This window comes from Oceanicola sp. D3 (assembly GCF_006351965.1).
Taxonomy (GTDB): Bacteria; Pseudomonadota; Alphaproteobacteria; order Rhodobacterales; family Rhodobacteraceae; genus Vannielia.
On the sequence record NZ_CP040932.1, the window covers coordinates 2,990,330 to 3,014,413 of the forward strand.

Annotated in this window: 30 protein-coding genes and 1 tRNA gene; 10 read left to right on the forward strand and 21 right to left on the reverse strand. The window is 63.4% G+C overall.

The features are described 5' to 3' along the window. Positions 1–16: 16 nt before the first annotated feature. From FHY55_RS14905 to rpoH, 4 genes are all read right to left on the reverse strand, one after another. Positions 17–634 (reverse strand): class I SAM-dependent methyltransferase, encoded by a 618-nt coding sequence (locus FHY55_RS14905; protein WP_140014947.1) that lies wholly within the window; start codon positions 632–634, stop codon positions 17–19. Beyond that, a complete protein-coding gene (gene pssA / locus FHY55_RS14910) occupies positions 624–1,388 on the reverse strand; it encodes a CDP-diacylglycerol--serine O-phosphatidyltransferase (protein WP_140014948.1) in 765 nt (254 codons plus the stop codon). Before pssA ends, FHY55_RS14905 begins: the two co-directional genes overlap by 11 nt. 4 nt (positions 1,389–1,392) lie before the next feature. Beyond that, positions 1,393–2,052, reverse strand: a complete 660-nt coding sequence (locus tag FHY55_RS14915; protein ID WP_254695509.1) for a phosphatidylserine decarboxylase — start codon at positions 2,050–2,052, stop codon at positions 1,393–1,395. Positions 2,053–2,131: 79 nt separating this feature from the next. Then, positions 2,132–3,028, reverse strand: a complete 897-nt coding sequence (rpoH, locus tag FHY55_RS14920) for an RNA polymerase sigma factor RpoH (RefSeq protein WP_140014950.1) — start codon at positions 3,026–3,028, stop codon at positions 2,132–2,134. 285 nt (positions 3,029–3,313) lie between these two features. Between rpoH and FHY55_RS14925 the strand changes: the two genes are divergently transcribed. Beyond that, on the forward strand, positions 3,314–3,970 hold the full coding sequence (locus FHY55_RS14925; RefSeq protein WP_140014951.1) for a DUF4386 domain-containing protein: 657 nt from the start codon (positions 3,314–3,316) through the stop codon (positions 3,968–3,970). 22 nt (positions 3,971–3,992) lie between these two features. Here FHY55_RS14925 and FHY55_RS14930 read toward each other — a convergent pair whose 3' ends face one another. Further along, entirely contained in the window at positions 3,993–5,015 is a 1,023-nt protein-coding gene (locus FHY55_RS14930; RefSeq protein ID WP_140014952.1) for an RluA family pseudouridine synthase, read from the reverse strand. On the opposite strand from FHY55_RS14930, the gene FHY55_RS14935 reads away from it, so the two are divergent. Continuing rightward, on the forward strand, positions 5,014–5,310 hold the full coding sequence (locus FHY55_RS14935) for a DUF6476 family protein (protein WP_140014953.1): 297 nt from the start codon (positions 5,014–5,016) through the stop codon (positions 5,308–5,310). The genes FHY55_RS14930 and FHY55_RS14935 overlap by 2 nt on opposite strands. A gap of 16 nt (positions 5,311–5,326) precedes the next feature. Here the strand turns inward: FHY55_RS14935 and FHY55_RS14940 are convergent, their stop codons facing one another. The 3 genes from FHY55_RS14940 to FHY55_RS20980 form a co-directional block, all read right to left on the reverse strand. Further along, the gene (locus FHY55_RS14940) at positions 5,327–5,626 is read right to left on the reverse strand and encodes an SH3 domain-containing protein (protein ID WP_140014954.1); all 300 of its coding nucleotides are present in this window, start codon (positions 5,624–5,626) and stop codon (positions 5,327–5,329) included. 151 nt (positions 5,627–5,777) lie between these two features. Then, a tRNA-His gene (locus FHY55_RS14945) sits at positions 5,778–5,854 on the reverse strand. A 44-nt stretch (positions 5,855–5,898) separates the two neighbouring features. Then, positions 5,899–6,798: a helix-turn-helix domain-containing GNAT family N-acetyltransferase gene (locus tag FHY55_RS20980; RefSeq protein WP_140014955.1), complete on the reverse strand. Its 900-nt coding sequence runs from the start codon at positions 6,796–6,798 to the stop codon at positions 5,899–5,901. Between the two features lie 115 nt (positions 6,799–6,913). Between FHY55_RS20980 and FHY55_RS14955 the strand changes: the two genes are divergently transcribed. Next, on the forward strand, positions 6,914–7,123 hold the full coding sequence (locus FHY55_RS14955; RefSeq protein ID WP_140014956.1) for a DUF6324 family protein: 210 nt from the start codon (positions 6,914–6,916) through the stop codon (positions 7,121–7,123). On the opposite strand, the gene FHY55_RS14960 is transcribed toward FHY55_RS14955, so the two are convergent. Next, on the reverse strand, positions 7,120–7,584 hold the full coding sequence (locus FHY55_RS14960; RefSeq protein ID WP_140014957.1) for an MmcB family DNA repair protein: 465 nt from the start codon (positions 7,582–7,584) through the stop codon (positions 7,120–7,122). The two genes, FHY55_RS14955 and FHY55_RS14960, sit on opposite strands and share 4 nt — an antisense overlap. Positions 7,585–7,787: 203 nt before the next feature. Between FHY55_RS14960 and FHY55_RS14965 the strand changes: the two genes are divergently transcribed. From FHY55_RS14965 to FHY55_RS14975, 3 genes are all read left to right on the forward strand, one after another. After that, a complete protein-coding gene (locus FHY55_RS14965) occupies positions 7,788–8,198 on the forward strand; it encodes a hypothetical protein (protein WP_140014958.1) in 411 nt (136 codons plus the stop codon). 337 nt (positions 8,199–8,535) lie between these two features. Continuing rightward, positions 8,536–9,879 (forward strand): hypothetical protein, encoded by a 1,344-nt coding sequence (locus FHY55_RS14970; protein ID WP_254695331.1) that lies wholly within the window; start codon positions 8,536–8,538, stop codon positions 9,877–9,879. Between the two features lie 10 nt (positions 9,880–9,889). After that, a complete protein-coding gene (locus FHY55_RS14975) occupies positions 9,890–10,642 on the forward strand; it encodes a hypothetical protein (protein WP_140014959.1) in 753 nt (250 codons plus the stop codon). 3 nt (positions 10,643–10,645) lie between these two features. Here the strand turns inward: FHY55_RS14975 and FHY55_RS14980 are convergent, their stop codons facing one another. The 6 genes from FHY55_RS14980 to FHY55_RS15005 all read right to left on the reverse strand — a co-directional run bounded on the left by FHY55_RS14980 (position 10,646) and on the right by FHY55_RS15005 (position 14,481). Further along, entirely contained in the window at positions 10,646–10,981 is a 336-nt protein-coding gene (locus FHY55_RS14980; protein WP_140014960.1) for a hypothetical protein, read from the reverse strand. A 104-nt stretch (positions 10,982–11,085) separates the two neighbouring features. Continuing rightward, on the reverse strand, positions 11,086–11,544 hold the full coding sequence (nusB, locus tag FHY55_RS14985; protein ID WP_140014961.1) for a transcription antitermination factor NusB: 459 nt from the start codon (positions 11,542–11,544) through the stop codon (positions 11,086–11,088). Further along, on the reverse strand, positions 11,541–12,095 hold the full coding sequence (locus FHY55_RS14990) for a 6,7-dimethyl-8-ribityllumazine synthase (RefSeq protein WP_140014962.1): 555 nt from the start codon (positions 12,093–12,095) through the stop codon (positions 11,541–11,543). The genes nusB and FHY55_RS14990 overlap by 4 nt, the downstream gene beginning before the upstream one ends. Continuing rightward, positions 12,095–13,204, reverse strand: a complete 1,110-nt coding sequence (gene ribB / locus FHY55_RS14995) for a 3,4-dihydroxy-2-butanone-4-phosphate synthase (RefSeq protein ID WP_140014963.1) — start codon at positions 13,202–13,204, stop codon at positions 12,095–12,097. Before ribB ends, FHY55_RS14990 begins: the two co-directional genes overlap by 1 nt. A 93-nt stretch (positions 13,205–13,297) precedes the next feature. After that, positions 13,298–13,888 (reverse strand): hypothetical protein, encoded by a 591-nt coding sequence (locus FHY55_RS15000; RefSeq protein ID WP_140014964.1) that lies wholly within the window; start codon positions 13,886–13,888, stop codon positions 13,298–13,300. After that, entirely contained in the window at positions 13,888–14,481 is a 594-nt protein-coding gene (locus tag FHY55_RS15005) for a riboflavin synthase (protein ID WP_140014965.1), read from the reverse strand. Before FHY55_RS15005 ends, FHY55_RS15000 begins: the two co-directional genes overlap by 1 nt. Positions 14,482–14,590: 109 nt before the next feature. Between FHY55_RS15005 and FHY55_RS15010 the strand changes: the two genes are divergently transcribed. From FHY55_RS15010 to FHY55_RS15020, 3 genes are all read left to right on the forward strand, one after another. Continuing rightward, positions 14,591–15,883 carry a capsule biosynthesis protein gene (locus FHY55_RS15010; RefSeq protein WP_140014966.1) on the forward strand — a complete coding sequence of 431 codons (1,293 nt, stop codon included), beginning with the start codon at positions 14,591–14,593 and terminating at the stop codon, positions 15,881–15,883. A 244-nt stretch (positions 15,884–16,127) separates the two neighbouring features. Beyond that, positions 16,128–17,240: a polysaccharide biosynthesis/export family protein gene (locus FHY55_RS15015; protein WP_140016134.1), complete on the forward strand. Its 1,113-nt coding sequence runs from the start codon at positions 16,128–16,130 to the stop codon at positions 17,238–17,240. A gap of 10 nt (positions 17,241–17,250) precedes the next feature. After that, complete coding sequence (locus tag FHY55_RS15020) at positions 17,251–19,308, forward strand: capsular polysaccharide biosynthesis protein (protein ID WP_140014967.1); 2,058 nt, start codon at positions 17,251–17,253, stop codon at positions 19,306–19,308. A 6-nt stretch (positions 19,309–19,314) separates the two neighbouring features. Here FHY55_RS15020 and ribD read toward each other — a convergent pair whose 3' ends face one another. The 3 genes from ribD to FHY55_RS15035 form a co-directional block, all read right to left on the reverse strand. Next, positions 19,315–20,391 (reverse strand): bifunctional diaminohydroxyphosphoribosylaminopyrimidine deaminase/5-amino-6-(5-phosphoribosylamino)uracil reductase RibD, encoded by a 1,077-nt coding sequence (ribD, locus tag FHY55_RS15025; protein WP_140016135.1) that lies wholly within the window; start codon positions 20,389–20,391, stop codon positions 19,315–19,317. Between the two features lie 23 nt (positions 20,392–20,414). After that, entirely contained in the window at positions 20,415–20,891 is a 477-nt protein-coding gene (gene nrdR, locus FHY55_RS15030; protein ID WP_140014968.1) for a transcriptional regulator NrdR, read from the reverse strand. A gap of 209 nt (positions 20,892–21,100) precedes the next feature. Beyond that, complete coding sequence (locus FHY55_RS15035; protein ID WP_140014969.1) at positions 21,101–21,517, reverse strand: secondary thiamine-phosphate synthase enzyme YjbQ; 417 nt, start codon at positions 21,515–21,517, stop codon at positions 21,101–21,103. 99 nt (positions 21,518–21,616) lie between these two features. Between FHY55_RS15035 and FHY55_RS15040 the strand changes: the two genes are divergently transcribed. Continuing rightward, complete coding sequence (locus FHY55_RS15040) at positions 21,617–22,279, forward strand: protocatechuate dioxygenase (protein ID WP_140014970.1); 663 nt, start codon at positions 21,617–21,619, stop codon at positions 22,277–22,279. Between the two features lie 12 nt (positions 22,280–22,291). Here FHY55_RS15040 and FHY55_RS15045 read toward each other — a convergent pair whose 3' ends face one another. The 3 genes from FHY55_RS15045 to FHY55_RS15055 all read right to left on the reverse strand — a co-directional run bounded on the left by FHY55_RS15045 (position 22,292) and on the right by FHY55_RS15055 (position 24,027). Further along, positions 22,292–22,600 carry a hypothetical protein gene (locus tag FHY55_RS15045; RefSeq protein ID WP_140014971.1) on the reverse strand — a complete coding sequence of 103 codons (309 nt, stop codon included), beginning with the start codon at positions 22,598–22,600 and terminating at the stop codon, positions 22,292–22,294. Positions 22,601–22,660: 60 nt separating this feature from the next. Then, positions 22,661–23,041: a hypothetical protein gene (locus FHY55_RS15050; RefSeq protein ID WP_210410492.1), complete on the reverse strand. Its 381-nt coding sequence runs from the start codon at positions 23,039–23,041 to the stop codon at positions 22,661–22,663. Positions 23,042–23,103: 62 nt separating this feature from the next. After that, complete coding sequence (locus FHY55_RS15055; RefSeq protein ID WP_140014973.1) at positions 23,104–24,027, reverse strand: hypothetical protein; 924 nt, start codon at positions 24,025–24,027, stop codon at positions 23,104–23,106. Between the last annotated feature and the right edge of the window lie 57 nt (positions 24,028–24,084).

Below are 24,084 nucleotides of genomic sequence, written 5' to 3' on the forward strand. Positions count from 1 at the left end.
CCGGGTGGCCCGCAAGCTAGCCCTGCTTTTCCAGCACCAGCCAAGTCATCATGCCCATCGGCGGCAGGCTGTCGCGCTCCACCTCCACAAGGCCAGGCCCGCCAAGCACGCGCGAGATCGGAAAGTCCGAATGCCACCCCAGCAGGCTCTCCAGCGGCGCCGCGGCCCGCTCGATAAAGCTGCGCACGCCCTTTTCGGCGGCGAAGTGGTTGACGATCAGCGCCTGCCCGCCGGGCCGCAAAACCCGGGCGATCTCGCGCATCACCCGCTCGGGCTCGGGCACGACCGAAAGCACATGCATGGCGCTTACGTAGTCAAAGCTCGCATCCGCAAAATCCAGCTCGCGGGCATCCATCTGCCGCAGCGCCTCAACCCGAACGAGGCCCTCCTCCTCCACCCGTTTCTCGGCCTTGGCGAGCATCTCGGGCGAAAAGTCGATGCCGGTCACCCGCACACCAGCGCCGTAATGCGGCAGTGCCAGCCCGGTGCCCACGCCCACCTCCAGCACGTCGCCACCACGCTCTGTCACATAGGCCGTTGCCCGCTTGCGCCCTGCATTGGTGACAGCGCCGAAGGTGCTGTCATAAACCGGGGCCCAGCGTTTGTAAGAGTTTGAAACAGCTTCAATCTTCATCAGAAAATTCCTCTCTCGCAGTACCGCGAGCGCTCCATGCGATCAAAATGATATAACCCATCTGTGCCAGCGTCATGACAACCCAGGGCCAGGTTGAGGCCACAGCAGCAAAGGCCACCAGCCCCACAATAAGAAACCGCGCGCTGTCTCGCGGAATACGAACCCATTTGAGCGACGGCGTGGGCAGGCGTGAGATCATCAGCAGCCCGACGACAACCAGCCAAAGCGCCACCGCGCCGGCTGGCATGGGCAGGGTCGGAAAGTTCTGCACCAGTGAGAAAGGGGCCAGCGCCAGCAATGCCCCACCGGGTGCCGGAACGCCGGTAAAGGTGCCCGGCTTGGGGCGGTCTTCTTGCGCATCCTCCCGCGCCGTCACGTTAAACCGCGCCAATCGCAACACCGCGCACACGGCAAAGATCAGCACCGCGATCCAGCTCAGCCGCGAGGTATTATCAAGGCTCCAGAGATAGAGCAGAAAGCCCGGAACCACGCCGAAATTCACGAAATCCGCAAGGCTATCGAGCTCGGCCCCGATCTTGGATTCCGACTTCAACAACCGCGCCAGCGGGCCATCCAGCCCATCAAGCAGCGCCGCCAGAAGAACCATGAGCACAGCCGCCTCAAAGCGATCATGCAGCGCAAGCCGCAGCCCGGTCAGCCCCGCGCAGATGGCACCGATGGTGACAATATTGGGCAGCAGGTGCAGGAGCGGAAGCCGGCTTGCCCGGCGACGGATGCGGGGCGCGCGGGGCATTGGCTCAGTCTGCCCTCGCTGGGCGGGGTGTGGAATTGTTCAGATCAGCCAGCACACACTCGCCCCCGATCATCGTCTGCCCAACCGAGACAAGCGGCTGCACGCCTTCGGGCAAATAGGTGTCGAGCCGGGAGCCAAAACGGATGAGGCCAAAGCGCTCGCCGCGCTTCAGCACCGCGCCCTCCTCGGTCAGCGGCACGATCCGTCGCGCCACCAACCCGGCGATTTGAGTCACCACGAGGTCGCGGCCATCATCCATCTCGATCAGCAGGGAGTTGCGCTCATTGTCTTCGCTGGCCTTATCGAGTTCGGCCGAGAGAAACTTGCCGGGCTTATAGGCCATCTTCGAAATCCGCCCGGGCACCGGCGCGCGATTGATATGGCAGTTGAAGACCGACATGAACACGCTCACCCGCAGGCGCTTTTCTTCGCCCAGGCCCAACTCGGGCGGCGGTGTGGCCATCTCGATGAGGCTCACAATGCCGTCTGCGGGGCTTACGATCAGCCCATCGGCATCCGGCACATGGCGCACCGGATCGCGGAAAAAGTAGTAGCACCAGATCGTAAGCACGAGGCCAATCAGGCCCAGCGGCGTCCAGATGAAAAAGAGCAACAGCGTCAGCACCGCGAAGACGCCGACAAAGCGCCAGCCCTCACGGTGCATGGGCTTGATAAACGTTTCGTGCAGTTTCACGCGGTCCCCCCTCGGCTGCCCAAGGGTCTATCTGCCCGCTGGCCGGGGTTCAAGCGCGGGTCAGCAGGCCCCGCTCTTTGGCAAGCTCCTGCATCCGCTTTTGCAGCTTTTCAAAGGCCCGCACCTCGATCTGTCGAATGCGCTCACGGCTCACGTCATACTGGCCCGAAAGCTCTTCCAGCGTCACCGGCTGGTCGTGCAGGCGGCGCTGGATCAGGATGTCTTTCTCCCGATCATTCAGCACTTCCATCGCCTCGACCATCAGTTCGCGGCGCACTTCCATCTCGTTTTCTTCGGCGTAGCTCTTGGCCTGGTCGGCGGTTTCATCCTCCAGCCAGTCCTGCCATTGCGCAGAGCCATCGTCATCAGAACCGATGGTGGCGTTGAGGCTCGCATCTCCGCCCGACATGCGCCGGTTCATCGAGATGACCTCTTCCTCGGTCACGTTGAGCTGGGTGGCGATCTTTTCCACGTTCTCGGGGCGCAGGTCGCCCTCCTCCAGCGCGCCGATCTTGTTCTTGGCTTTGCGAAGGTTGAAGAAAAGTTTCTTCTGGGCGCTCGTCGTTCCCAGTTTCACAAGCGACCATGACCTAAGAATGTATTCCTGGATCGAGGCACGAATCCACCACATCGCGTAGGTCGCAAGGCGGAAGCCCTTTTCCGGGTCGAAGCGTTTGACCGCCTGCATCAGGCCCACATTGGCCTCCGAGATCACCTCGGCCTGCGGCAGGCCATAGCCGCGGTAGCCCATCGCGATTTTTGCCGCGAGGCGCAGGTGCGAGGTGACGAGCTGGTGCGCGGAGGAGCTGTCTTCATCCTCGACCCATCGCTTGGCCAGCATGTATTCTTCCTCCGGTTCCAGCATCGGAAAGGTGCGAATTTCCTGGAGGTAGCGATTGAGCCCCTGCTCGGGAGAGGGGGCCGGAAGCTTTGTGTAGTTGCTCATTCTGGTCCCTTGGCGTTACTTATCAATAGGTTGCGCTCGTATCGGCGCTTGTTCAGGAGATCATGTAAGCACTGAACTGATCGGTTCAAGTCTTAACGATGCCCTAAGGTCGCGATCATCCTATGCCCTCAGACCGTAAAGAGAAGGTTAATCCCCCGAGTCGCGCAAAGGTGACAGGATGTTTCATGCGTTTCCGCATGGAATGTGAACGAAAGCTGCCAATTCTCAACAATCTGCGCATAGCCTAAATCCCTCCCAACGCAATCGCACAGCGGGAGAGCCGTCATGTCCAGAACCACTCAACGCAGCGCCGGCGCGCTCTATGCCAGCGTCATCCTGCTCGGGCTCGGGGCAGAGCTTCTGGTGCGCATGCCCCTGATCTCGTGGGACAATGCCGCCGCAACCTGGCAGGCGGTCTCAGCCAACACCGGGCTGTTCCGGCTCGGCATACTGGCCGATACAGCGATGGTCATGGCAGATATCGGCCTTGCGGTGCTGTTCTTCGCGCTCTTGCGGCACGTCCACCGCGACTGGGCACTCGCCGCCATGGTGCTGCGGCTCATGCAGGCCGCCATCATCGCCGCCAGCCTCCTCGCCACGGTCGGCGCGCTCAACCTCGTAACCGGCCCATCCGCCGCCCCCGAAGCACTGCTTGCGCTGCTGGAAATCCACAGCATCGGCTATGACATCGGGCTTGTTTTCTTTGGCGCAAACACGCTGATCACCGCATGGCTCCTTGCCCGCAGCGGCCTTGTTCCGCGCTGGTTGCCACCCCTGCTTAGCCTCGCCGGGCTGGTCTACCTCGCTGGCAGCATCACCCGGATCATCGCGCCGGACCTCAACACGCTGATGCAGCCTGCCTATGCCGTGCCGGTGGTGGCGGAAGTGGCGCTGGCGATCACGCTGCTGATCGCCAGACGCACCGGCACCGCGCCAGCGTAAAACGCGCTGGCGTTCGCCCGCATCACCCTGCGCGCAGGGCCGTCAACAGCGCCACCATATCCGCTGGCAGCTCCGCCTCGAAGTCCATCTCCGTGCCTTCGACCGGATGTGCAAACCCCAGCGATGCCGCGTGCAGCGCTTGCCGCGCAAAGCCCCGCGCCGCCTCGGCCCCTGCTGCCCCCACGGCACGCTCCGAAAGCTTGCGCCGCCCGCCATAGACCGGATCCCCAATCAACCCGTGCCCGATGTGAGACATATGCGCCCGAATCTGATGTGTTCGCCCGGTCTCCAACCGGCACTCCACCAGTGCTGCCACGTCACTCAGTCGCTCAACCACCCGCACCCGCGTCACCGCATGGCGCCCACCCGCAAAGCACACCGCCTGCCGCTGCCGGTCGGTCTTGTGGCGCGCAAGCTGGGTGGTGATCCGCAGCGTGCCATCCGGCTCGAAATGGGTGCCCTTGATGCCGCGCAGCCGCGGCTCGGACCCATCAGGAATGCCGTAACACACCGCCAGATACCGCCGCCGTGCGGTATGGGCCTCAAACTGTTCGGCAAGCCCGTGATGCGCCGCGTCAGACTTGGCGACCACCAGCAAACCACTGGTATCCTTATCAATTCGGTGCACGATGCCGGGCCGCTTTTCTCCCCCGATTCCCGAGAGCTCCCCGCCAAAATGATAGAGCAGCGCGTTCACCAACGTGCCGCGCGGGCTGCCCGGCGCCGGGTGCACCACCATGCCCACCGGCTTGTTGACCACCACGAGGTGATCGTCTTCAAAGGCGATGTCCAGCGGTATGTCTTCCGCCACCATCTCCACCTCGACGGCCTCGGGCACGGCGATCTGCACCGCGTCCCCTTCCGCCACCTTGGCCTTGGCATCGGCGACCACCGCGCCGTTCACCTGCACCGCGCCCTCGGCAATCAGCCGCACGAGCCGTGACCGACTGAGGCTAGCCTCGTCTGGCACATCACGCGAAAGCGCCTTATCAAGGCGCGACGGCGGCGTAGGGCCGATGGTGAAAGTCACGAGAGAGGCGGCCATGGCGGCTCCGGAAAATGACGAACTGCCGGTGGACCTGAAATGGCTCAAGCGGCTGGTGACGGGGCTGACGCTCACGATGATCGCAGGGATCGCCGTGATCGCCGCCCTGCTTATCATCCGCCTCTCCGGGCCGCAAAGCCCATCCCTCCCCGAAAGTATTACCCTGCCCGAGGGCACCACCGCACAAGCCTTCACCGCCACGGCCGAATGGTATGCCGTCGTCACAACCGACGACCGCATCCTGATCTTCCGCCGCGATGGCAGCCTGCGTCAGGAAATTGCCCTGTCACCCTGAGCCGGGCAAAGCCGCTTCAGAGCTTTTGGATGTAGGTCTGCGAAACGTAGCCAACCATGCCCGGCGAGCGGTCCAGCGCGACCTTGCACCAACGCGTCCCGCCGATGCGCGAACAGTCCCTGACCCGCACCACCGTGCCATTCGGCAACCCGGCCTGAATGGTGTAGCCCGTCCCCGGCCCGGCCCGCAGTTTGAGCATGTCGCCCTCTTCTACGCCGGTCACCTCGTATCTCTCCGCCCCAACAGACACCGGGCCCGCCGCATCACAAGCCGTGAGCGCACCCGCCGCCAGAGCGCAGATCATGATTCTGTGCATGATTTTCTCCTGCTCCTGCCTCAAGGTTCAGCTTAGTTCGTCACCCGCCGGAGGGCCAGTTGCCAATGCGCTGCACTTCGGCAATTGGACGCGCCGCAAGGCAAGGCGCTCTTGGGCAATCCACTTGTCGTGCTGAAATTTGAGAGCTGAATGGTACCACCTCCCCGGCTCGAACGGGGGACCTCTTGATCCACAATCAAGCGCTCTAACCAACTGAGCTAAGGCGGCACTGGGGGGTCATTTAGCGCCCGTCCCACGCGATTGCAAGAGTGTCAGAGGTCAATCCGGTAGTCGATTATCACGGTATCCTGGCCGTATTCATGCATCGGGCGGCTGCCGATGCGCTGGAAGCCCGCCTTGTCATAAAGTCGGCAGGCCGCCTGGTGGGATTCGTGCGTCCAGAGCACCAGTTCACGGTAGCCCTTCTCGCGGGCGAATGTGAGGCAGGCGTCCAGCATCTTGCGGCCGAGCCCGAGGCCGCGAGCTTCCGGTTCGAGGAAGAACAGCCGAAGCTGCGCTGTATCCGGACTGCGCGCCACACAAAACACCGAGCCCAGCCGCCGCCCCCCGCCCCAGGCGATCCACCCGCGTTCACGGGCCGGGTCATGGCTGCGGATGAACTCCGCCATGATCTCGGCCACCAGCGCCTCGAAGCTCGCATCATAGCCCTCGTCACGGGCATAGAGCTGGCCGTGGCGCTCCACGATCCAGCCCGCATCGCCCGGAGAAAGATCTTTCAGCTCAACGTCCTGTGGCGGATTGAAGGCCTGTTTGACCCGGGCCAACCCTTCGCCCAGCAGTGCTCGTGCATCTGGGGACATCTGGCCCAGAAACGCCCCCACAGCCGTGCGTGACGCCTTGTCATGACCTGCGGCCAAGGCCTTGCCGTCTTCGGTCAGTATCAGGCGTCGGCAGCGGGCATCATCCGGGTCCGGCTCCCGCGCGATCCAGCCTTTCTTTTCGAAACCGGCGAGCAAACGTGACAGGTAGCCCTCGTCGAGTCCCAGCCGCTCCGCTATCTGCCGCGCGGTGCCCTGATCTCCATAAGCCAGCTCCCACAGCACCCGCACTTCCGTGACCCCAAGCCCGGAGCCGAGGTAGCTCTGGCCAAGCAGGCCCAGCCGCTGGGTGTAGAACCGCGAGAAGTCGCGCAGCGCTTCGATATCGTCCATTACGTCCTCCTGAGGGAACGGTCCGGCATGCCCTTGCCTCGGTCAAGCACTATCCACCCTTGCCACAGGCCATCCCTCACGCTAGCTCACGGCGCACCGCAGCCGGAGACAGATCATGGGCATTAACAGCGATAGCGACATCACCGCCAACCTGCAGATCGGCCCGACCGATCAGGGCATGGTGCGGATCTACGTTCAGGGTGAAACCGTTGACCTGCCCATGGATTTCGACCCGCAGGAAGCGCTCGAAATTGCAGAAGAGCTGAAGGGGGCCGCTCAACGCGCTGCTGCCATGGTCGCCGGTAACAGCAAGAAGAAGCGCTAAAGCAGCCCCGAAGGCCGAGGATCGCGCAGGGCCTGAAGCCGCAGCGCCGCGTGGCGGGCGAATTTTTGCACCATCACCTTACGCCGCGCTGCTGGCAGTTTGGTTTCGGGCGACATGCGAACGATCTCTGCATCATAGCTATCGGCAATGATAAGCCCTGTTTCGGCTGGCAAGAGCTCGGTCGGAAACTCCTGATCGACAGCCCAGAAGAACCGGTCACACCACTCCAGATAACCTTGCCACTTGTGGTCGGCCATGTAGTCGGCCCGGCTGGATTTGCATTCGATCACCCAGATTTCGCCTTTCGGGCCGAGTGCCATCACATCCACTCGAAGCCCGCTCGTTGGCACCAGCTCCTCAACGGTGACGAAGCCGTGGCTAAGCAGATGCCGGCACACGCCGCGCGCGAGCAACTGGCCGGGTTGCATCTCTGGCGTGGGCGATTCTGGGTCAAACTTCATGGGCGCAGCATGAACAAAACATAAACACCCTGCAAGTCACGCCCACGACGGGAAACTTTCAGACAAGAATTTGCCTCTTTTTTGCCTCAATTATCCCGGACTTCGCCGAAAATCCGCACCCTGCACGCTCATCGTTTCCAGCTAGGGAACACCCGGCAGAAAAGCGGGATGACTCGCCGCTGCCCCTGCCCTAATTTTGCCTCATGGGGCGTCTTTCTTTCATAACTCTCGCAATTGCGCTGGCGGCGGCCATCGCCATCCCGGCGCGTGCGTCGGATGAAGACTTCGGCAAAAAGTTCTGGAGCTGGCTCTCCGGAACGAACACACCGGCTCAAGTTGAAGAAACCTCATCCGGCCGCCCCAAGGTCTGGACGCTGCATCCCTCCGACCGTGCTCGCCACCCCGAAGAGCGGTTTCGCGGGGGCGGTAAGAAGGGCCATCGGCTTTTCCCGTTCCAGAAGGACTACGTGGTTTATGGCGGCGGCCCTTCTCGCGGGCTTTCGATTGGCACGACCACACCCAACGGCGCGATCATTCGCCAGGGCAGCCCATCGCTCTCTCGCGGCATCAAGCGATCTTCGGTCAAGCGCAAGGTGCGCCGCGCGTTCCGGTGAGCTTTGCCCCCACGCAAGCCGCACGCATTTTCACCGCCCCCTTGTCATGTGCCCACCATGGGCCTATCTGCGCTCTTGGCGGATCTGCTCTTCTCGTGTCGAGGCACAATTCCAGTGGCCTTAAGCAATTCCATGGGAGTTGGCTCTGTCCGGGCCCTGGTCCGGTTACCCGACGCCCACCTGTATATACAGGTCCCCGGGAATTCGAACGCCTTGCCGGTTGCTGTGGTCCCCGCCACCCACACCCTCCTCCGGCTCATAACGCCCAAGTGAAGCGCAGCGCGCTTTCCTCTAGGCGGTGCGCGCCTATACTCGCCGGATCAAGGTGGAGGGCGCTATGAGCCGGAAGATGAGCCAGAGCGAGGCGCGCGGCCTTGCTCATGCGAAAGAGCTGGAGGGGCACCTTGGCGTGCTCGACGGTTTCACCCCCACGGCGCTTGGCGTTCTGGCTACGGCCTCGGGTATCTATACCTACCTCGGCGTGTCCTCCCTTCTCGACAACAACGGCGCGATGACCTTCTTCGCCGCCGTTGCCTATTCCATCGCCGTTTCGGTCGGCATCTTCGTGTTCTGGTCCTTCCTCTTGCGCCTGCTTCCGGCGGTGCGCACGGGCGCGGCCCGGATCGGATTGCTGCTTTCCATGGGGCTCGGCTCGCTGGCGATTGTTGCCATGTCGTCATGGTTGAACGCGGCAGCGCTCGCCGGTGCGGCAGCGGTGGAGCAGCATCTCGCCAAGACCGTGCAGGATTATCAGGGCGCATTGGAGCGCAGTTACCAAATCGCCACTGCCGGACAGGGGCTGGGGCGCGATGTGGCCCGCGTGCGCCAGAGCTTCACCGACCTCTCCGAGCAGGAGGCGACCGGCAATCTCTCGGGCCTCGCCGGTCGCGGGGCGGTGTTTCGGGTGCTCAACCAGAAGGCCGATGAACTGGGCGGGCTGGAAGCGCAGATCGCCAGCCAGACCCCGCTGGTGGAAGAGCGCTTTTCTCAGGGCAACGTGATCCTGAGCCGAATGCGGGCGCTGACGGTGGAGACCGGGCCGGTGGAGGCTCGATCCATCGAGTTTTCCGAAGAGGCCGTGCGATTGGCGGGGATCATCACCGAACTGCGGCAACTCTCGGTCGCGCCGCTTGTGCAGCGGGCGGCGCAGGATCTGTCGGAATCGGTTGTTCTACCTGAGCTTGACGGGCGGACCGAACAAGACCGGATCGGTCAGGCCTCTACGCTGGAATCGGTGCTTTCCGTTCTGGGGCAGCGCGCTGAAACGCTGCGCCTTGCTGCCGAGAGCGTCATGGCCATGACCGCGCCCGCCGAGGTGGCCTACACACCGATTTCAGCTGCCGATGCGGTGATCCTTTATGCCGAGAATTTCGTGCCAAGCTGGGCCGGGGCGATTGCCATCGACCTGCTGCCTGCCGTGCTGGTGCTGATCCTCATGGTGGTGCAGGCCGCCATTCGCGCGGGCCGCGAGCCGGTAGACCTTGGAGACAGGCTGACAATGGCCGAGCTGCGCGCCGCTTTGGTCGCGGCCCGGGATGTGGAGAACGCGATGGATGACCGCGAAGAGCGGGACATGCAAGAAACGCAGCCCCCGGATGCCGAGCAAGACGCTGATCCGCACCCCGAGAATGTTGAGCCGCTCGAAAAGCCCGCCAAGGGCTCAGGCCCCCGGTCGGTCTGAGGAGCAGGCGATGGCGTTTACGGCAAAGACTGGACTCAAGGCGATTTTCGGGCTCCAGATGGGCATCGCCTCGGTGCTTTTGGCGCAGGATTTTGCCGCTGTGGCCCCCGAGATCCGCTGGCCCACCTCTGCCCCTGCCGTTACCAACCCTGTCGCCCCCGGCGACCAGACCCGGCGGTTCAACCCCGACGAAGTGCGCCGCCCCGCCATGCCCGGCGTCCCGATGGAGGGGGCCGCGAACATGCCCAAGCGGCTCTATTTTGAAGACCGCCCCGAGGGTGGCTTCCGGATTGTCGGGGCGATCAAGGAGGGCGATGCAGCCCGCTTTGTGGAATGGCTGGAGCGCCAGCCTGAACAGCCTGATCGGCTCTGGCTGCACTCCCCCGGCGGATCGGTGCGCGATGCGTTGCAGATTGGCCGGTTGATCCGCGAGAAGGGCATCGACACAGCGATGGACGATGGTGCCTTTTGCCTCTCCGCCTGCCCTTACATCCTGATGTCAGGGACCGAACGGCAGGTGCATGCGGACGCGAAGGTGGGGGTGCATCAAAGCTACTACGGGCAGAGCACGGTTTTGCCTGCCTTCCTGGCGGTGGAAGATATCCAGCACAGCCAGGCGGAAGTTATCCGCTACCTCGGCGAAATGGGCATAGGGCTCGGGCTTATGGAGCATGCGCTCTCTACCCCGCCGGATGAGATTTACATTCTTCTGCCAGAGGAATTGACCAAGTTTTCTGTGGCGACCGAAATCACCGGCCAGTAGCGCTTAGAAATCTTCAAATCTGCGCTGCTTGCGCTGTTCTGCCTTCCGATCCTGCACAGCGATAGGCACGGTGGCGTGCTGCATGGCCAGCCGCCCGCTACCACCACTGCCACCCTCGGGCTCAGCCATCCGCATGATCGCGATGCCAAACTGCACGCCGGAAAAAACAATGCCGTTGAACATGAACAGCATGAACACAGCCAGCGGCCCGGCGGAGGTGTGTGAAACCAGATGCCAGAGGTTGCCCACATTGAGCCAGAGAAGTCCGGCCACAAACAGCGCAGCGAGCGCGAAGCCGATCAGAACGTGGCGAATATACAGGGTTATGAGCTTGGGCATTAGCAGGGCCTCCGGGGCAATGCGCGTCGACTAGAAGATAGCGCCCTTGAGGTTTACGGCCAGTCAATTCGCGCGGAGCGGCCCGGTCAGCAATGCTCCGCCTGCTAAAATGCCTCGGGCTTGGCCTCTCGGGCCATATGATCCAGCACCGCATTCACGAACTTGGGCTCTCTACCCTCGGGAAAGAACGCCTTGGCGATATCGACGAACTCCACGATCACCACCTTGGGGGGCGTGTCGCTTTCTACCAGTTCGGCCCCGGCGGCGCGGAACAGCGCACGCAGGGTTGGGTCGATGCGGCTGATCGGCCATTTGGCCACCAGCGCCCGGTCGGTCATCTGGTCAATCTTCGCCTGCTGGTTCACCGCATCGCCTACGAGCCTGCGAAACAGCGAAGGATCGCCTTCGACCATCTCCGCGCCCTCGAAGTACTCGGTGCCAAAGCGATGGTCTTCAAACTCGGTCTCAACCGCCTCAGCAGTCTGACCGGAGGCTTCCATCTGAAACAGCGCCTGCACGGCATAGAGACGTGCGGCGGATTTTTTCGTGCGTTTGTCGCTCATGCGGTTTTAGGCCCTTCGCCGCTGCCAGCCAGCAGGATTTCATTCTCAAGCGGGGTGCGAAAACCCACCCCGCGCTCGGGCTTGCCAAAACGGCGGGTCAGGGCGATCAGGTGCAACGCCGCAGCCGCCGCGCCGCCGCCCTTGTTCTGGCCGTCAACCTCGGCGCGCACGTCTGCTTGCCTGCGGTTCTCGACGGTCAGGATACCGTTGCCAATGCAGGCGCCCTCCAGCCCCAGAAGGGTCAGCGCGCGGCTGCTGTCGTTACAGACCGTTTCGTAATGGGTGGTTTCACCCCGGATGACGCAGCCAAGCGCTACGAAGCCATCAAAGTTGCTCTGCCGATGGGCGATGCGAATGGCAGTTGGCACCTCCAGCGCACCGGGCACTTCGACGGTTTCATGAAAGGCACCAACCGCCTCCAGTTCGGCCTGCGCCCCGGCCACCAGCGCATCGGCGATGTCCTTGTAATAGGGCGCAACGACGATGAGCACCTTGGGCGCGGTATCAAACTCGGGGCGCGGCAGGATGTAGTGGCTTTCGCTCCCGGCCATCAGCTCGCCTCCTCGATCCGGCGTGTGCCGGTGATCTCCAGCCCATAGGCATCGAGCCCCACGATCTTGGGAGAGGGCGAGTTGGTCAGCAGCTCCAGCTTGTTCAGCCCGAGCGACGACAGGATCTGCGCCCCAAGGCCATACTGCCGGAGCGTCTGCGGCGAGGCTTCCTCCGCCGCGGCAATTTTCATCGTGAGGTCGCGCAGCAGAACCACCACGCCACGGCCCTCGGCGGCCACGGCCTCCATTGCCGCGCCAAATTCATGCGCCCGGCCCGCGCCCGCCACGCCGACGACATCAAGCATCGGGTCAAGCGCGTGCATGCGGGTGAGCACCGGCGCATCGCCCGAGATGTCGCCCTTCACCAGCACGATATGCTCGGCGCCCTGCACTTCGTCAGAGTAAATCTTCATCTGCCACTCGCCGCCGAAGGCGGAGGTAACGGTTTCTTCCTTCTTCACGCGCACAAGGTTGTCGTGGCGGCGGCGGTAGGCGATGAGATCAGAAATCGTGCCGATCTTGATGTTGTGCCGCTGGGCAAAGGCCACCAGATCGGGCAGGCGCGACATGGTGCCATCTTCGTTCATGACCTCGCAGATCACCCCCGAGGGGTTGAGCCCGGCCAAGCGGCTCACATCAATTGCCGCCTCGGTGTGCCCGGCACGCACCAGCACGCCGCCCTCGCGGGCGCGCAGCGGAAACACGTGGCCCGGCGTAGCAATGTCCTGCGCGCCCTTGGCAGAGTCGATCGCAACGGCCACCGTGCGGGCCCGGTCGCCCGCCGAGATGCCGGTGGTCACCCCCTCGCGGGCCTCGATGGACACGGTGAAGGCCGTCTCGTGGCGCGAGGAGTTTTGCGAGGCCATCAGCGGCAGCCCGAGCGCGTCGATCCGCTCGCCCGTCAGGCACAGGCAGATCAGCCCGCGCCCGTGGGTTGCCATGAAGTTGATCGCATCGGGCGTGGCCATCTGCGCCGGGATCACCAGATCGCCCTCATTCTCCCGGTCCTCGTGGTCGACAAGGATGAACATCCGCCCGTTACGGGCATCTTCAATGATCTCTTCCACCGAAGAGATCGCGTCATGATAGTCAGTCGAAAGATCGTTCATCGGGCCGCCCGTCTGGTTTGCGGCCTCATCTAGCCCGGTTGTGCCGGGTTGGAAAGGGCGGAAGCCGGGGGAGAGACGCGAGGTCGCGGGCGCTCAGAGGCCGAAATACTCATCGGCTGGCACATGGCCCGCGAGGGCGGCAGTGGGGGCCCAATCCGCCTCCAGCGCGGTGTCGCCCACGACGACCACGGCCCCGGGCAGGTAACCCGCTGCATTGAGCAGGTCGCGCAGGCGTGCCCGGGTTTCGCCCCAGCTCTCGGACAGCTGCGGCGCCGGGGCGGCAGGGGCCAGCATTATGCCATTAGCCGCTTCAATGCGGGCCGCCATCTGCGCCGGATCTTGTGGAGCATGGGCCAAAAGGCCGGTGCCGCAATTGGTGAGGCGCTGCAATTTGGCGGCGCGGGTGGCGGGCATGTCTTGCCCGGCGCGGATCATCCGCAAGGCGTTGTTGGAAAACAGGATCGCAACGATATCCCGCCCCGCAGAATGGTGCACCCGAGCATAGGTTTTGAAATCCAGCCCCAGCTCGTTCGCGCGCTTCAGGCGGCGCTGGATCACCGGCAGGGGCAGGCTGGGGAGCAGCTCGGCCCGCGCCCGTTTCCACGCGTAGCTGCGCCAGCCCGCGCCGGGCTCCATCGAGGGGCCGCCGTTGTGCCCGGGGCCGAAATTGGCTTGATCCACCATCAACCGGCCTCCTGAAGCCGTGCGACGTAGCGGGCCATCGTATCGACCTCCAGGTTTACGCTATCGCCCTTCGCCACCTCGCCCCAAGTTGTGACCTCGCGGGTGTGGGGAATGAGGTTGATGCCGAACTCGGCCCCATCAACCTCGTTGACCGTCAGCGAGGTGCCATTGAGCGCAACCGATCCCTTGGGAGCGATGAACTTCGCCAAGGCTTCGGGCGCACGAAAGGTTAGACGCAGGCTATCGCCCTCATCGCGCATCCCCACCACCTCGGCCACGCCATCGACATGACCTGAAACGATATGCCCGCCAAGCTCATCCCCCACCTTCAGCGCCCGCTCAAGGTTGAGCCGTTTGCCGACCGGCCAGCCATTGGAGGGGATCGAGGTTTTCGACACGGTTTCGGCAGAGACATCCACCTCAAACCACCCTTCCCCCAGCGCCACTGCCGTCAGGCACACCCCGTCGCAGGCGATACTCGCGCCAATATCAATGCTGCCGGTGTCATAGGCCGTTGCGATCCGCGCGCGCATGTCGCCGCGCATCTCAACCTTTTCCACCCGCCCGATGTCGGTGACGATGCCGGTAAACATGCCTCAATCCTTTGTCGCTACCCCCGGCAGAGGCCGGAGCGTTTCAGCCTTAATTCTGCCGCAGGAATGGGTTAGGCCACAAGCAAGACCTGAGGAGACCGCGCCAAAGATGAGCGCCCTTGCCGCTGACAACCGACGCTTCCTGTTCTTGCAGGGGCCGCACGGGCCGTTTTTTCATCGGCTCGGCAAGATGCTGCGGGCTGCGGGCTGCGAGGTTTGGCGCGTGGGCTTTAACAAGGGTGACGAGGCTTTCTGGTTTCATCCCCGCAGTTTCATCCCCTATCGCGGCACGCCAGAGGATTGGCCGGCCCGCTTTGCCAAGCTTTGCGACGAGAAGAACATCACCGACGTCGTGCTTTATGGTGACACCCGTGGCATCCACGCTGAGGCCGTGCGCATCGCGAAAGAAAAAGCGATCACTGTGCATGTCTTCGAAGAAGGCTACCTGCGGCCGTACTGGGTGAGCTACGAGCGCGGCGGCTCCAATGGGCACTCCCGACTGATGGAATTCTCCATCGAGGATATGCGGACTGCCTTGGCCATGTCAGACATCGACCTGCCCGATGCGCCCGCCAAGTGGGGCGATATGCGCCAGCACATCTTCTACGGCTTCCTCTACCACTATTTCGTTCTGCTCTGGAACCGCCCCTACCGCAACTTCCGCCCGCACCGCTCGCTTAGCGTGGCGCAGGAGTTTGGCCTCTACCTGAAACGCCTGCTGTTGATGCCCGTCTTCTGGGCCGACCGGGTGCAGGCGACCTTCCGGATCAAGCACGGTGGCTTCCCCTACCATCTTGCAATCTTGCAGCTGGAGCATGATGCCAGCTTCCAGAAGCACTCGCCCTTCTCCACCATGACGGAGTTTCTTGAGGTCACCATCGAGGGCTTTGCGCAGGGCGCGCCGCGTCACCATCACCTCGTATTCAAGGCCCACCCGCTGGAAGATGGCCGCGTGCCGATGCGCCGCGAGATCCGCCGCCTTGCGCGGGAGCATGGGGTGGGAGACCGGGTGCATTACGTGCGCGGCGGCAAACTGGCGCAACTGCTCAACCATGCCCGCAGCGCGGTGACCGTCAACTCCACTGCCGCACAGCAGGTGCTCTGGCGCGGGCTGCCGCTGAAGGTGTTTGGCGATGCCGTCTATTCCAAGCCCGAGTTCGTCTCGACCCAGCCGCTGCCAGATTTCTTTGCCGCCCCAAGCCGCCCCGACAGCAAGGCCTACCGCGACTATCGCAGCTTCCTTTTGGAAACATCGCAAATCGCCGGGGGCTTCTACTCTGCGCGTGGACGGCGGCAGCTTCTGCGGCAGGTCGTCGACATGATGCTGGCCCCGGAAGACCCTTATGACGCACTCGCCCAAGGCAAGGCCGGGCCTAGGCTTCAGCTCAGGCTCGTCACCTGACGCAGCCCTTGGGGGTGGCCAAAGCCACTTCCACTACATCTACCAAATATCAGGGATTCCTAGTAGAATCCGAATGGGGCCGGGGAGGAAACAATCGCGGCACATGCGCAACACCCTTGCCCTGATCGGCCCGAGTTCGCCACCAGCCAGCTTTCATTTCATATGTCGCTTCCGTAGGTTCGGGTCAAAACTTGAGGCAGAAATCCGTAAAGGAGCCCGAGCAGTGAAACTGAAAACGTCCCCGATGGCCCGGGCTGCAGCCGCATTGGCTATGGTCGGCCTACTGGCCTCCTGCGGATTGCCGCGCGTTGGCCCGAACAAGCGCGAAATCTACGCAGGTTCCGTGATGAAAAAAGGCGACGCCTATATCGTCGCCGTGAATTCCCGTGTCACCAAGGCCACCTCCGGCACGGCGGCCCTGGGCTTTTCCAAAGCCTTCCTGAACGCCGGCCGCATCGGCTCCGATACCATTCGCCCCGGCGACACGCTGGGCCTGACCATCTGGGAGAACGTCGATGACGGGCTTCTGGCAGGTGAAGGCCAGAACGCCACGGTGCTGGAAGAAGTGCAGGTAGACGCCGCGGGCTTCATCTTTGTGCCCTACGCTGGCCGGATCAAAGCCTCTGGCAATACGCCCGAGCGCATCCGTCAGCTCATCACCGATAAACTCGACACCCAAACCCCCGACCCGCAGGTCATCGTTCGTCGCCTCGCCGGTGATGGCGCAACAGTTTCTGTGGTTGGCGGTGTAGGTGGGCAGGGCGTCTACCCGATTGAGCGGCCCACGCGCACCCTGTCTGCCATGCTGGCAGCGGCCGGTGGCATCGCCATCGAGCAGGAAGTGGCTCAGATCACCGTGATCCGTGGCAAGCACAAGTGCACCATCTGGTGGGAAGATCTGTTCAAGAACCCCCACTTCGACATCGCCCTTCGCGACGGTGACAGGATTCTTGTGGAAGAAGACACCCGCGCCTTTACGGCGCTTGGCGCGACCGGCTCGCAAAACCGCGTTCCCTTCACAACGCAAACGCTCTCGGCCATCGAAGCCATTGCTCAAGTGGGTGGGCTGAACTCCAACCTGGCCGACCCGACTGGGGTGTTCGTGTTCCGCGATGAACCTGAGTCCGTGGCCAGAAAGGTGCTTGGCCGGAGCGATCTGCAAGGTGAGCAGCGCATGGTCTATGTGCTCGACCTGACCGAGCCGAACGGCATGTTCGAGGCGCGTGACTTCGTTATCCGCGACGGCGACACCGTCTATGTCACCGAGGCACCCTACGTGCAGTGGCAGAAGACCCTTTCGGCCCTGACCGGTGCCGCCGGAACCGCCAATACGCTGGCCTCCGCCGCCGGCAATTAACGGGGCCGCCGTGGCCCCCGCGCCAGATGAGATTCACGCCGCCGGAGCCGAAAGGCCCCGGCGGCTCTTCGTTTACTCCGGCGGTTTCCTCTTTCAAAAGCGCGTCCGCCGCATTCTGGAGCTCGCCGGATGGGACGTGCGCCTTGGCATCGCGGGGGCCGAAGACTGTATCGGCGTTTGGGGCCACTCGCCCTACGCGGCGCGCGGCGAGGGGATGGCCGAACGCACAGGAGCCTCGCTTGTGCGCATCGAAGATGCCTTTTTGCGCTCCATCCATCCTGCGCGCGCCGAAGGTGAGCCGCCGATCGGGCTATTGATTGATCAACATGGCGTGCATTTTGACAGCAGCCGCCCTTCAGACCTGGAAACCCTGCTCGCAACCCACCCGCTGGACGATACTGCCCTGCTGGAACGGGCCCGCGCCGCGATAGAACGGCTCAAGCAGGAACATCTGAGCAAATACAATAGCTTTGATGCAAAGGCTAACGTGCCGGACCCAGGCTATGTGCTGGTCATCGACCAGACCCGCGGAGATGCGTCGATTGCCCACGGAAACGCTTCGGAGGCGACCTTCCGTGAGATGCTGGCCTTTGCACAAATCGAACATCCCGGCGCTCGCATCCTGATCAAGACGCATCCCGAGAGCCAATCCGGCGCACGTGAGGGCCACTTTGGCCCGGATGACCATGATGGACGCACCGAACTGTTTACGGAGCCCGTTTCTCCATGGGCGCTTTTGGAGGGGGCGATTGCCGTTTACACCGTGTCTTCCGGTATGGGCTTTGAGGCTATTCTTGCCGGGCACAAGCCACGCGTTTTCGGCCAGCCCTTCTATGGCGGATGGGGGTTAACGGCGGATGAAGCCCCCTGCCCCCGCCGCGAGCGCCGCCTGACCCGCGCCCAACTCTTCGCCGCCGCGATGATCCTCTATCCGACGTGGTACGACCCTTGGCGCGACCGTCTGGCAACGCTGGAAGAGGTTATGGATGGCCTCGCAGCCCGCACGCGGGCATGGCGGGAAGATCGCGCAGGCGGCGTGGCTTATGGGATGCGACTGTGGAAGCGCAAGCCGCTGCAACGCTTCTTCGGCTCTGACAAGCCTCTGATCTTCCATGACAAAGCGGTCGAAGCCACCGCCACGGCAAAAGCGATGAAAGCGCCAGTCTTGGCTTGGGCAGGCCGTATCGACGAGGCGCTGGAGGCCGAAACGGCACGCGCGCATGTGCCGCTCATCCGCATAGAGGATGGCTTTTTGCGCTCAAAAGGCCTTGGCGCGGAACTGGTTCCGCCCCTGAGCCTCGTGCGGGACGACCTCGGCATTTATTACGATCCGGGCACGCCCTCTCGCTTGGAGCAGTTGATTGCGAGGGCTGCGCGGCGCGCCGAACACCCCCGCGCCGCTGCGCTGATCAACCGCCTCAAGACCAGCGGGCTTAGCAAATACAACCTCGGCACAGCATCCCTGCCGAACCTGCCCTCAGGCCATCGGATTCTTGTGCCCGGCCAAGTTGAAGATGATGCCTCTATACGCCTTGGCGCAAGTGAGATTTCAAGCAATTCCAGACTCTTGGAGGCCACGCGCGCCGCAAACCCCGAGGCCGTGATCCTTTACAAACCGCACCCTGACGTGGAAGCGGGCCTGCGCATTGGCAAGGTCGACAACCCGTTTGACCATGCCGATCTGGTCCTCAGCGGCACGGATCCGGCCGCGCTCATAGAGCGGGTCGACAACGTCTGGACAATGACCTCCGGCCTTGGCTTTGAGGCGCTGTTGCGCGGGGTGCAGGTGACAACATTTGGCGCGCCTTTCTATGCGGGTTGGGGCCTGACGGACGACCGAGGCACCGTGCCTGAACGGCGGGAGGCGCGACCTACGCTAGAGGCGTTGGTGCAGGCCGTACTGATTGACTATCCACGCTATTTTGACCCTGTCACCGGCACGCCTTGCCCGGTGGAGGTGGTGCTCGACAGGTTGGAACATGGGCCGCTGCCTTCGGGTGGGCCCGGCAATCGCATATTGGCGAAACTTCAGGGTTGGTTCGCCGGATATGCGCACCTTTGGCGGTAGCGCCGCTTAACTGGCCCGCACCCAAGTTGCCATCAGGTCTGGCCCTATTTTCTGTTCTTCCTCAAGCACATAGCGCACCGCCTCGGAGAGATTTGAAAGGCCAAGCGGCCCAAAAGAAGGCTGGCCTTCTGCGCCAAGCACAAGGCCTGCGGTGAAGCCGATGAGCCGATCAACAAGCCCCGCCCCCATGAGCGACGCGGCCAACATGCCACCGCCCTCGCAGAGCACCCGGGTTAGCCCTCGCGTGCCGAGAAGCTCCAGCATGGCGACGGGGTCAGGGTGCCTGTCCGCACCCGGCGGCACTTCGATCAATTCCGCGCCCAGCGCCGCCCACTCCGCCTTGCGCGCCTCAGGCGCATCCGCCCCATGGCAAAGCCAGAGCGGCTGCTCATGCGCGGTTCTGGCGAGTTGCCCATCCGTGGGCACATCGAGCCTGCGGGAGACGACGACGCGCACCGGTGGACGGCGCTCACCATAGCCGCGAAGGGTTAACGCCGGATCGTCGGCGCGGGCGGTGCCTGCCCCAACCAAAACCGCGTCATGGCTGGCCCGCAGGCCTTGAACCGCGTGGCGGGCTGCGGGGCCGGTGATCCACTTGCTCTCGCCCGAGGCGGTGGCAATGCGGCCATCGAAAGAGCTGGCGAGTTTCAGGGTAAGTTGCGGGCGGCCATGTTGAACGCGCGAGAAAAAGCCAGTATGGGCACGTTGAGCGGCCTGTGCCATGACATTGGTTTCGCAGCGAATTCCGGCCTCGCGCAAACGATCCATGCCTTGGCCTGCGGTGCGTGGATCCGGGTCTTGCAGGGCTGCAACAACCCGCGCGACGCCTGCTTCTATGAGCGCCTCAGAGCAGGGCGGGGTTTTGCCGTGGTGGGCGCAGGGCTCTAGCGTGACATAGGCGGTGGCCCCCCGGGCCGCCGCGCCAGCTTGGCGGAGTGCCATCACCTCGGCATGGGGCCGACCACCAGGCTGGGTCCAGCCGCGGCCAACAACCCTTTGATCTTTCACGATGACACAGCCCACAGCCGGGTTGGGCCAAACCTGCCCCAAGCCACGCGCCCCAAGGCTCAGGGCGCGGGCCATCCAGCCTTCGTCAGCCTGACGGCTCACTCCTCGGGATCACCGGGCATCACCGGCGGGCGAAGCTCGGAGACGAAGCGATCAAAATCATCCGCGGCTTGGAAGTTCTTGTAAACACTGGCAAACCGGACGTAGGCGACGGTATCGATCCGCGCGAGGCTCTCCATGACGATCTCGCCAATCACCTTGCTGTCGATGTCCGTCTCGCCCATGCTTTCCAGCCGACGGACGATGCCGGAGATCATCTGATCCACGCGCTCCGGGTCAATCGGGCGTTTTTGCAAGGCGATCCGGATCGAACGTTCGAGCTTGTCCCGATCGAAGTCCTCGCGGCGTCCACTTGATTTTATGACAACGAGATCACGTAGTTGCACGCGTTCATAGGTGGTGAAACGGCCACCGCAAGCCGGGCAGAACCGCCGCCGCCGAATGGCAACATGGTCCTCCGCTGGCCGACTGTCTTTCACCTGCGTATCGACATTTCCGCAAAACGGGCAGCGCATTCCTGTCCCCTTCTTCTCTGCCTCTCTGGGGTTATACTCCCCATTTATCCACAGGCACTATAGGGCAGCCCCCAGAGTTTGGGTAGCCTAAACCGCTTGCCCCCATATGCTGCTGTGCGAACGCAGCATGAAACCGTGTTAACCACGTCACAACCCATGCACATCCTATGCACAACCCATGCATATCGCGGTGCAGCGCAGCGCTGCCGTTAACCTTGAGAGAAATGCGCCGCGACCTCGCGGCGATGTGGTGCCGCGCGATGCTCGAACAGGTAGATCCCCTGCCAGGTGCCCAACCGCATCCGCCCCGCCTCCACCGGGATCTGCAGTGACACCGGCAACAGCGTCGCCTTGATGTGGGCAGGCATGTCGTCGGGCCCCTCCAGCGTGTGGGTGAGATAGGCCATCGAATAATCGTCAGCGGGCGGCACGAGGCGGTGGAAGAATTCCATGAGGTCCACCTGCACATCCGGGTCAGCGTTTTCCTGAATGAGCAACGAGCAGGAGGTGTGGCGCACCATCAGCGTCAGCAGCCCATCGCCCGCGCCCTTGAGCCAGCGGGCGACATCATCGGTGAACATGGTCAGGCCGGGGCCTCGGGTGGCGATGGTAAAGGTGGTTTGCATGAGCGCGAGGATGCGCGGGCTGACGATTGGGCGCAACCTTGTGACGGATTTTGCCGCCCGGCGCGTTACATAGTGACTGACCACGCCGAGGAGACCGCCATGACAGCCATCAACCGCCGCCATCTACTTGCCACGCTCGCCGCCATGCCGCTTTCAGCACTGGCAGCGCGAAGGGCGCTTGCGCAGGAAGGTGGGTTGATTACCGGCAATGTCTGCATGGTGCAGCGCGAAACAACCGAGGGGCCTTATTACATTGACCCGGGATTGATCCGGGGTGACGTGACTGAGGGCCTGCCAGGGCTGCCATTGGCGTTGGCGTTGCAGGTGGTGGATGCCGGATGCACGCCGATAGAAGGTGCTCGGGTGGATATTTGGCATTGCGATGCTGAAGGGCGCTACTCGGGCTATGCGCGCGAGCAGACAGCGGGAGAGACCTTTTTGCGCGGCACGCAGGTCACTGGCAACGATGGCGTTGCGAAGTTTTCTACCATTTACCCCGGTTGGTATCCGGGGCGGGCGGTGCATGTGCACTACAAGGTGTGGCTGAACGCACGGGAGGTTCTGACGTCACAGATCTTCTTCCCCGAGACCGTTTCAGACCAAGTGTTCAGCAAGGTTTCGGCGTATGGGGGACGTGGCGAGCGGGACCGCAAGAACGGAAACGACAGGATCGCTCAACGGGCGGGCCGTGGCGCTGTGGCGGAGGTGGCGAATGCGCGGCGGGGTTTGCAGGCCAGTTTGGTGGCGGGCGTGGCGGGATAAGTCCGGGCCCGGTCAGGAGCCGGGCACGGGGCGCGAGCGCGGCTCTGTTACGCAGGTGGCCACGGGCAGCGCCGGGGCTTGCTCGGCGTCCATGGCAACGCGGGTTTCCGGGGCACCTTGAGGAACGGCGACCGGGGCGCCGGTGACCATCGCCAGCGTCGCTTGGCAGCGGCTCAGGTCTTCTGGCGCAACGACGATTTCAACGACCTCTTCGGTCGGCATGCCGGGATCGTCGGGGTAATCAATGAATGGGCTCGCGGCGGCAGAGCTTGCGGCAGCGGCGGTCGCGAGGGCGATCAGGAGGGGAGCTATCTGTTTCATGTCGCAGGAGAAACTCCGCCCGGCAGGCGGAGGTTCCATGCGCAGGAAACCGTGACAGGCTCAGTTTTGGATATCGTCACCGCAAAGCGAGCGGGCATGGGCGACAGACACTGCCTCGCCTTGACGCGATGCCTTGAGGAAAATCCCGTGATCGGGCGACGCGCCCGGATCAAGCCGGAAGCCCACGGTTTCGCCACCCGGCCCGAAAACCCGGCCGCTGCGCGGGGTGGTGACAACCACGGTATCGGCTGGTTGCGCGCCGAGGCGGTCTAGCGCGTAGGTGGCTGCCGCGCAAAAAATGCCCGGGCTACCCGCGCCCGCCAAGGGGTGGACGACAATGGATTGCGGCCCGCCATCCACGCGGTAGCCATTGGGAGCCATCCAGCTGCCCGCAAGCGCTGGCGTGGCAAAGAACGCGGCAAGAAGTGCGAGGCGGCGCATGAGATGTCCTTTCATTCGTTGAGCACAGGATAGCTTAGCGAGACCAATTCGCACAGGGGGCATCACGGTGACGTGCAGCGGGACCACAAGAACCCGCCGAAGCAGAGGTTTTCAGCGGCCAAGGCGGCATCCAGTGCGCCGAAATCAACGGTGCTGCTGCCCGGGTCGCAATCAAGCACCGCCAGCGCGCTGTCACCCTGCACAACTTCGACCCCTGCGCCACTTGAGCTGGCCCAGAGCGCGTAGCCTGTTTTGCCATTCCAGAAGGTCGCGATGGACTGTCCTGCCGGATGTTGCGCGGCGGGTGTGTATTCAAACCCATCAAGCGGGGCCGTCAGCGCCAGTTCGGGGGCTGCCCCTGCCGGGCCATAGCTGTAGTGCGCACCATTGGGGCCGACGCAGCCCGCAACCTGCTTGGCGCCGCGACCGGTTGTGCAGGCCAGAAACGGGCGGCTGCCTGGCTGGCATGCGGCGGGTGCCGGGGACGCCGCCGGTTCGGCGCAGCTTTGCCATGAGAAATCCTGCCAGCATTGGCCGATTTCTGCCTTGGCCTCATAGAGCCCTTGGTAATTGGCGGAGATGGAGCCCGGATCACATTGCAAGTCTGCCAATGTCTCCTCGCCCCGGGTCACGGTGACCCCGGCAGAAGGCGGATCGCCTCCCGGGTCACGGTCGATCCGGTGCCAGACGGAATATTGCACATCGCCGTTGTGATAGTTGACCTCTTCCCAGATCGAACTGCCCACGCCGGCCCATGGGATATAATCCAGTTGGGTCAGCGGCACCGAAAGGACCAGCTCCGGCTCGCCGCCCGCAGGCCCGTATTGGTAGCCCGCATCGCCCGGCCCCCAGCAGCCGCGCAACTCCTTGGCACCGCCATTCACGGTGCACATCAGGAAACTCTCGGCGCGAGTGATGCAATCTGCCGTGGCGGCGGGCGCGAGCAGGAGAAGGGCGGCAGCGGAAAGCGGCGCAACGCGAAACATGGCAAGGGCCTTTCGGGGTAATCGGATCAAGACAATGCGGCTAGTTTCGGCCATGTT

Excerpts from the sequence above, each read along its gene's own strand:
- FHY55_RS14905 (WP_140014947.1), bottom strand. The coding sequence starts at position 634 with ATGAAGATTGAAGCTGTTTCAAACTCTTACAAACGCTGGGCCCCGGTT.
- pssA (WP_140014948.1), bottom strand. The coding sequence starts at position 1,388 with ATGCCCCGCGCGCCCCGCATCCGTCGCCGGGCAAGCCGGCTTCCGCTC.
- FHY55_RS14915 (WP_254695509.1), bottom strand. The coding sequence starts at position 2,052 with ATGCACCGTGAGGGCTGGCGCTTTGTCGGCGTCTTCGCGGTGCTGACG.
- rpoH (WP_140014950.1), bottom strand. The coding sequence starts at position 3,028 with ATGAGCAACTACACAAAGCTTCCGGCCCCCTCTCCCGAGCAGGGGCTC.
- FHY55_RS14925 (WP_140014951.1), top strand. The coding sequence starts at position 3,314 with ATGTCCAGAACCACTCAACGCAGCGCCGGCGCGCTCTATGCCAGCGTC.
- FHY55_RS14935 (WP_140014953.1), top strand. The coding sequence starts at position 5,014 with ATGGCGGCTCCGGAAAATGACGAACTGCCGGTGGACCTGAAATGGCTC.
- FHY55_RS14930 (WP_140014952.1), bottom strand. The coding sequence starts at position 5,015 with ATGGCCGCCTCTCTCGTGACTTTCACCATCGGCCCTACGCCGCCGTCG.
- FHY55_RS14940 (WP_140014954.1), bottom strand. The coding sequence starts at position 5,626 with ATGCACAGAATCATGATCTGCGCTCTGGCGGCGGGTGCGCTCACGGCT.
- FHY55_RS20980 (WP_140014955.1), bottom strand. The coding sequence starts at position 6,798 with ATGGACGATATCGAAGCGCTGCGCGACTTCTCGCGGTTCTACACCCAG.
- FHY55_RS14955 (WP_140014956.1), top strand. The coding sequence starts at position 6,914 with ATGGGCATTAACAGCGATAGCGACATCACCGCCAACCTGCAGATCGGC.
- FHY55_RS14960 (WP_140014957.1), bottom strand. The coding sequence starts at position 7,584 with ATGAAGTTTGACCCAGAATCGCCCACGCCAGAGATGCAACCCGGCCAG.
- FHY55_RS14965 (WP_140014958.1), top strand. The coding sequence starts at position 7,788 with ATGGGGCGTCTTTCTTTCATAACTCTCGCAATTGCGCTGGCGGCGGCC.
- FHY55_RS14970 (WP_254695331.1), top strand. The coding sequence starts at position 8,536 with ATGAGCCGGAAGATGAGCCAGAGCGAGGCGCGCGGCCTTGCTCATGCG.
- FHY55_RS14975 (WP_140014959.1), top strand. The coding sequence starts at position 9,890 with ATGGCGTTTACGGCAAAGACTGGACTCAAGGCGATTTTCGGGCTCCAG.
- FHY55_RS14980 (WP_140014960.1), bottom strand. The coding sequence starts at position 10,981 with ATGCCCAAGCTCATAACCCTGTATATTCGCCACGTTCTGATCGGCTTC.
- nusB (WP_140014961.1), bottom strand. The coding sequence starts at position 11,544 with ATGAGCGACAAACGCACGAAAAAATCCGCCGCACGTCTCTATGCCGTG.
- FHY55_RS14990 (WP_140014962.1), bottom strand. The coding sequence starts at position 12,095 with ATGGCCGGGAGCGAAAGCCACTACATCCTGCCGCGCCCCGAGTTTGAT.
- ribB (WP_140014963.1), bottom strand. The coding sequence starts at position 13,204 with ATGAACGATCTTTCGACTGACTATCATGACGCGATCTCTTCGGTGGAA.
- FHY55_RS15000 (WP_140014964.1), bottom strand. The coding sequence starts at position 13,888 with ATGGTGGATCAAGCCAATTTCGGCCCCGGGCACAACGGCGGCCCCTCG.
- FHY55_RS15005 (WP_140014965.1), bottom strand. The coding sequence starts at position 14,481 with ATGTTTACCGGCATCGTCACCGACATCGGGCGGGTGGAAAAGGTTGAG.
- FHY55_RS15010 (WP_140014966.1), top strand. The coding sequence starts at position 14,591 with ATGAGCGCCCTTGCCGCTGACAACCGACGCTTCCTGTTCTTGCAGGGG.
- FHY55_RS15015 (WP_140016134.1), top strand. The coding sequence starts at position 16,128 with ATGGCCCGGGCTGCAGCCGCATTGGCTATGGTCGGCCTACTGGCCTCC.
- ribD (WP_140016135.1), bottom strand. The coding sequence starts at position 20,391 with ATGGCCCGCGCCCTGAGCCTTGGGGCGCGTGGCTTGGGGCAGGTTTGG.
- nrdR (WP_140014968.1), bottom strand. The coding sequence starts at position 20,891 with ATGCGCTGCCCGTTTTGCGGAAATGTCGATACGCAGGTGAAAGACAGT.
- FHY55_RS15035 (WP_140014969.1), bottom strand. The coding sequence starts at position 21,517 with ATGCAAACCACCTTTACCATCGCCACCCGAGGCCCCGGCCTGACCATG.
- FHY55_RS15040 (WP_140014970.1), top strand. The coding sequence starts at position 21,617 with ATGACAGCCATCAACCGCCGCCATCTACTTGCCACGCTCGCCGCCATG.
- FHY55_RS15045 (WP_140014971.1), bottom strand. The coding sequence starts at position 22,600 with ATGAAACAGATAGCTCCCCTCCTGATCGCCCTCGCGACCGCCGCTGCC.
- FHY55_RS15050 (WP_210410492.1), bottom strand. The coding sequence starts at position 23,041 with ATGCGCCGCCTCGCACTTCTTGCCGCGTTCTTTGCCACGCCAGCGCTT.
- FHY55_RS15055 (WP_140014973.1), bottom strand. The coding sequence starts at position 24,027 with ATGTTTCGCGTTGCGCCGCTTTCCGCTGCCGCCCTTCTCCTGCTCGCG.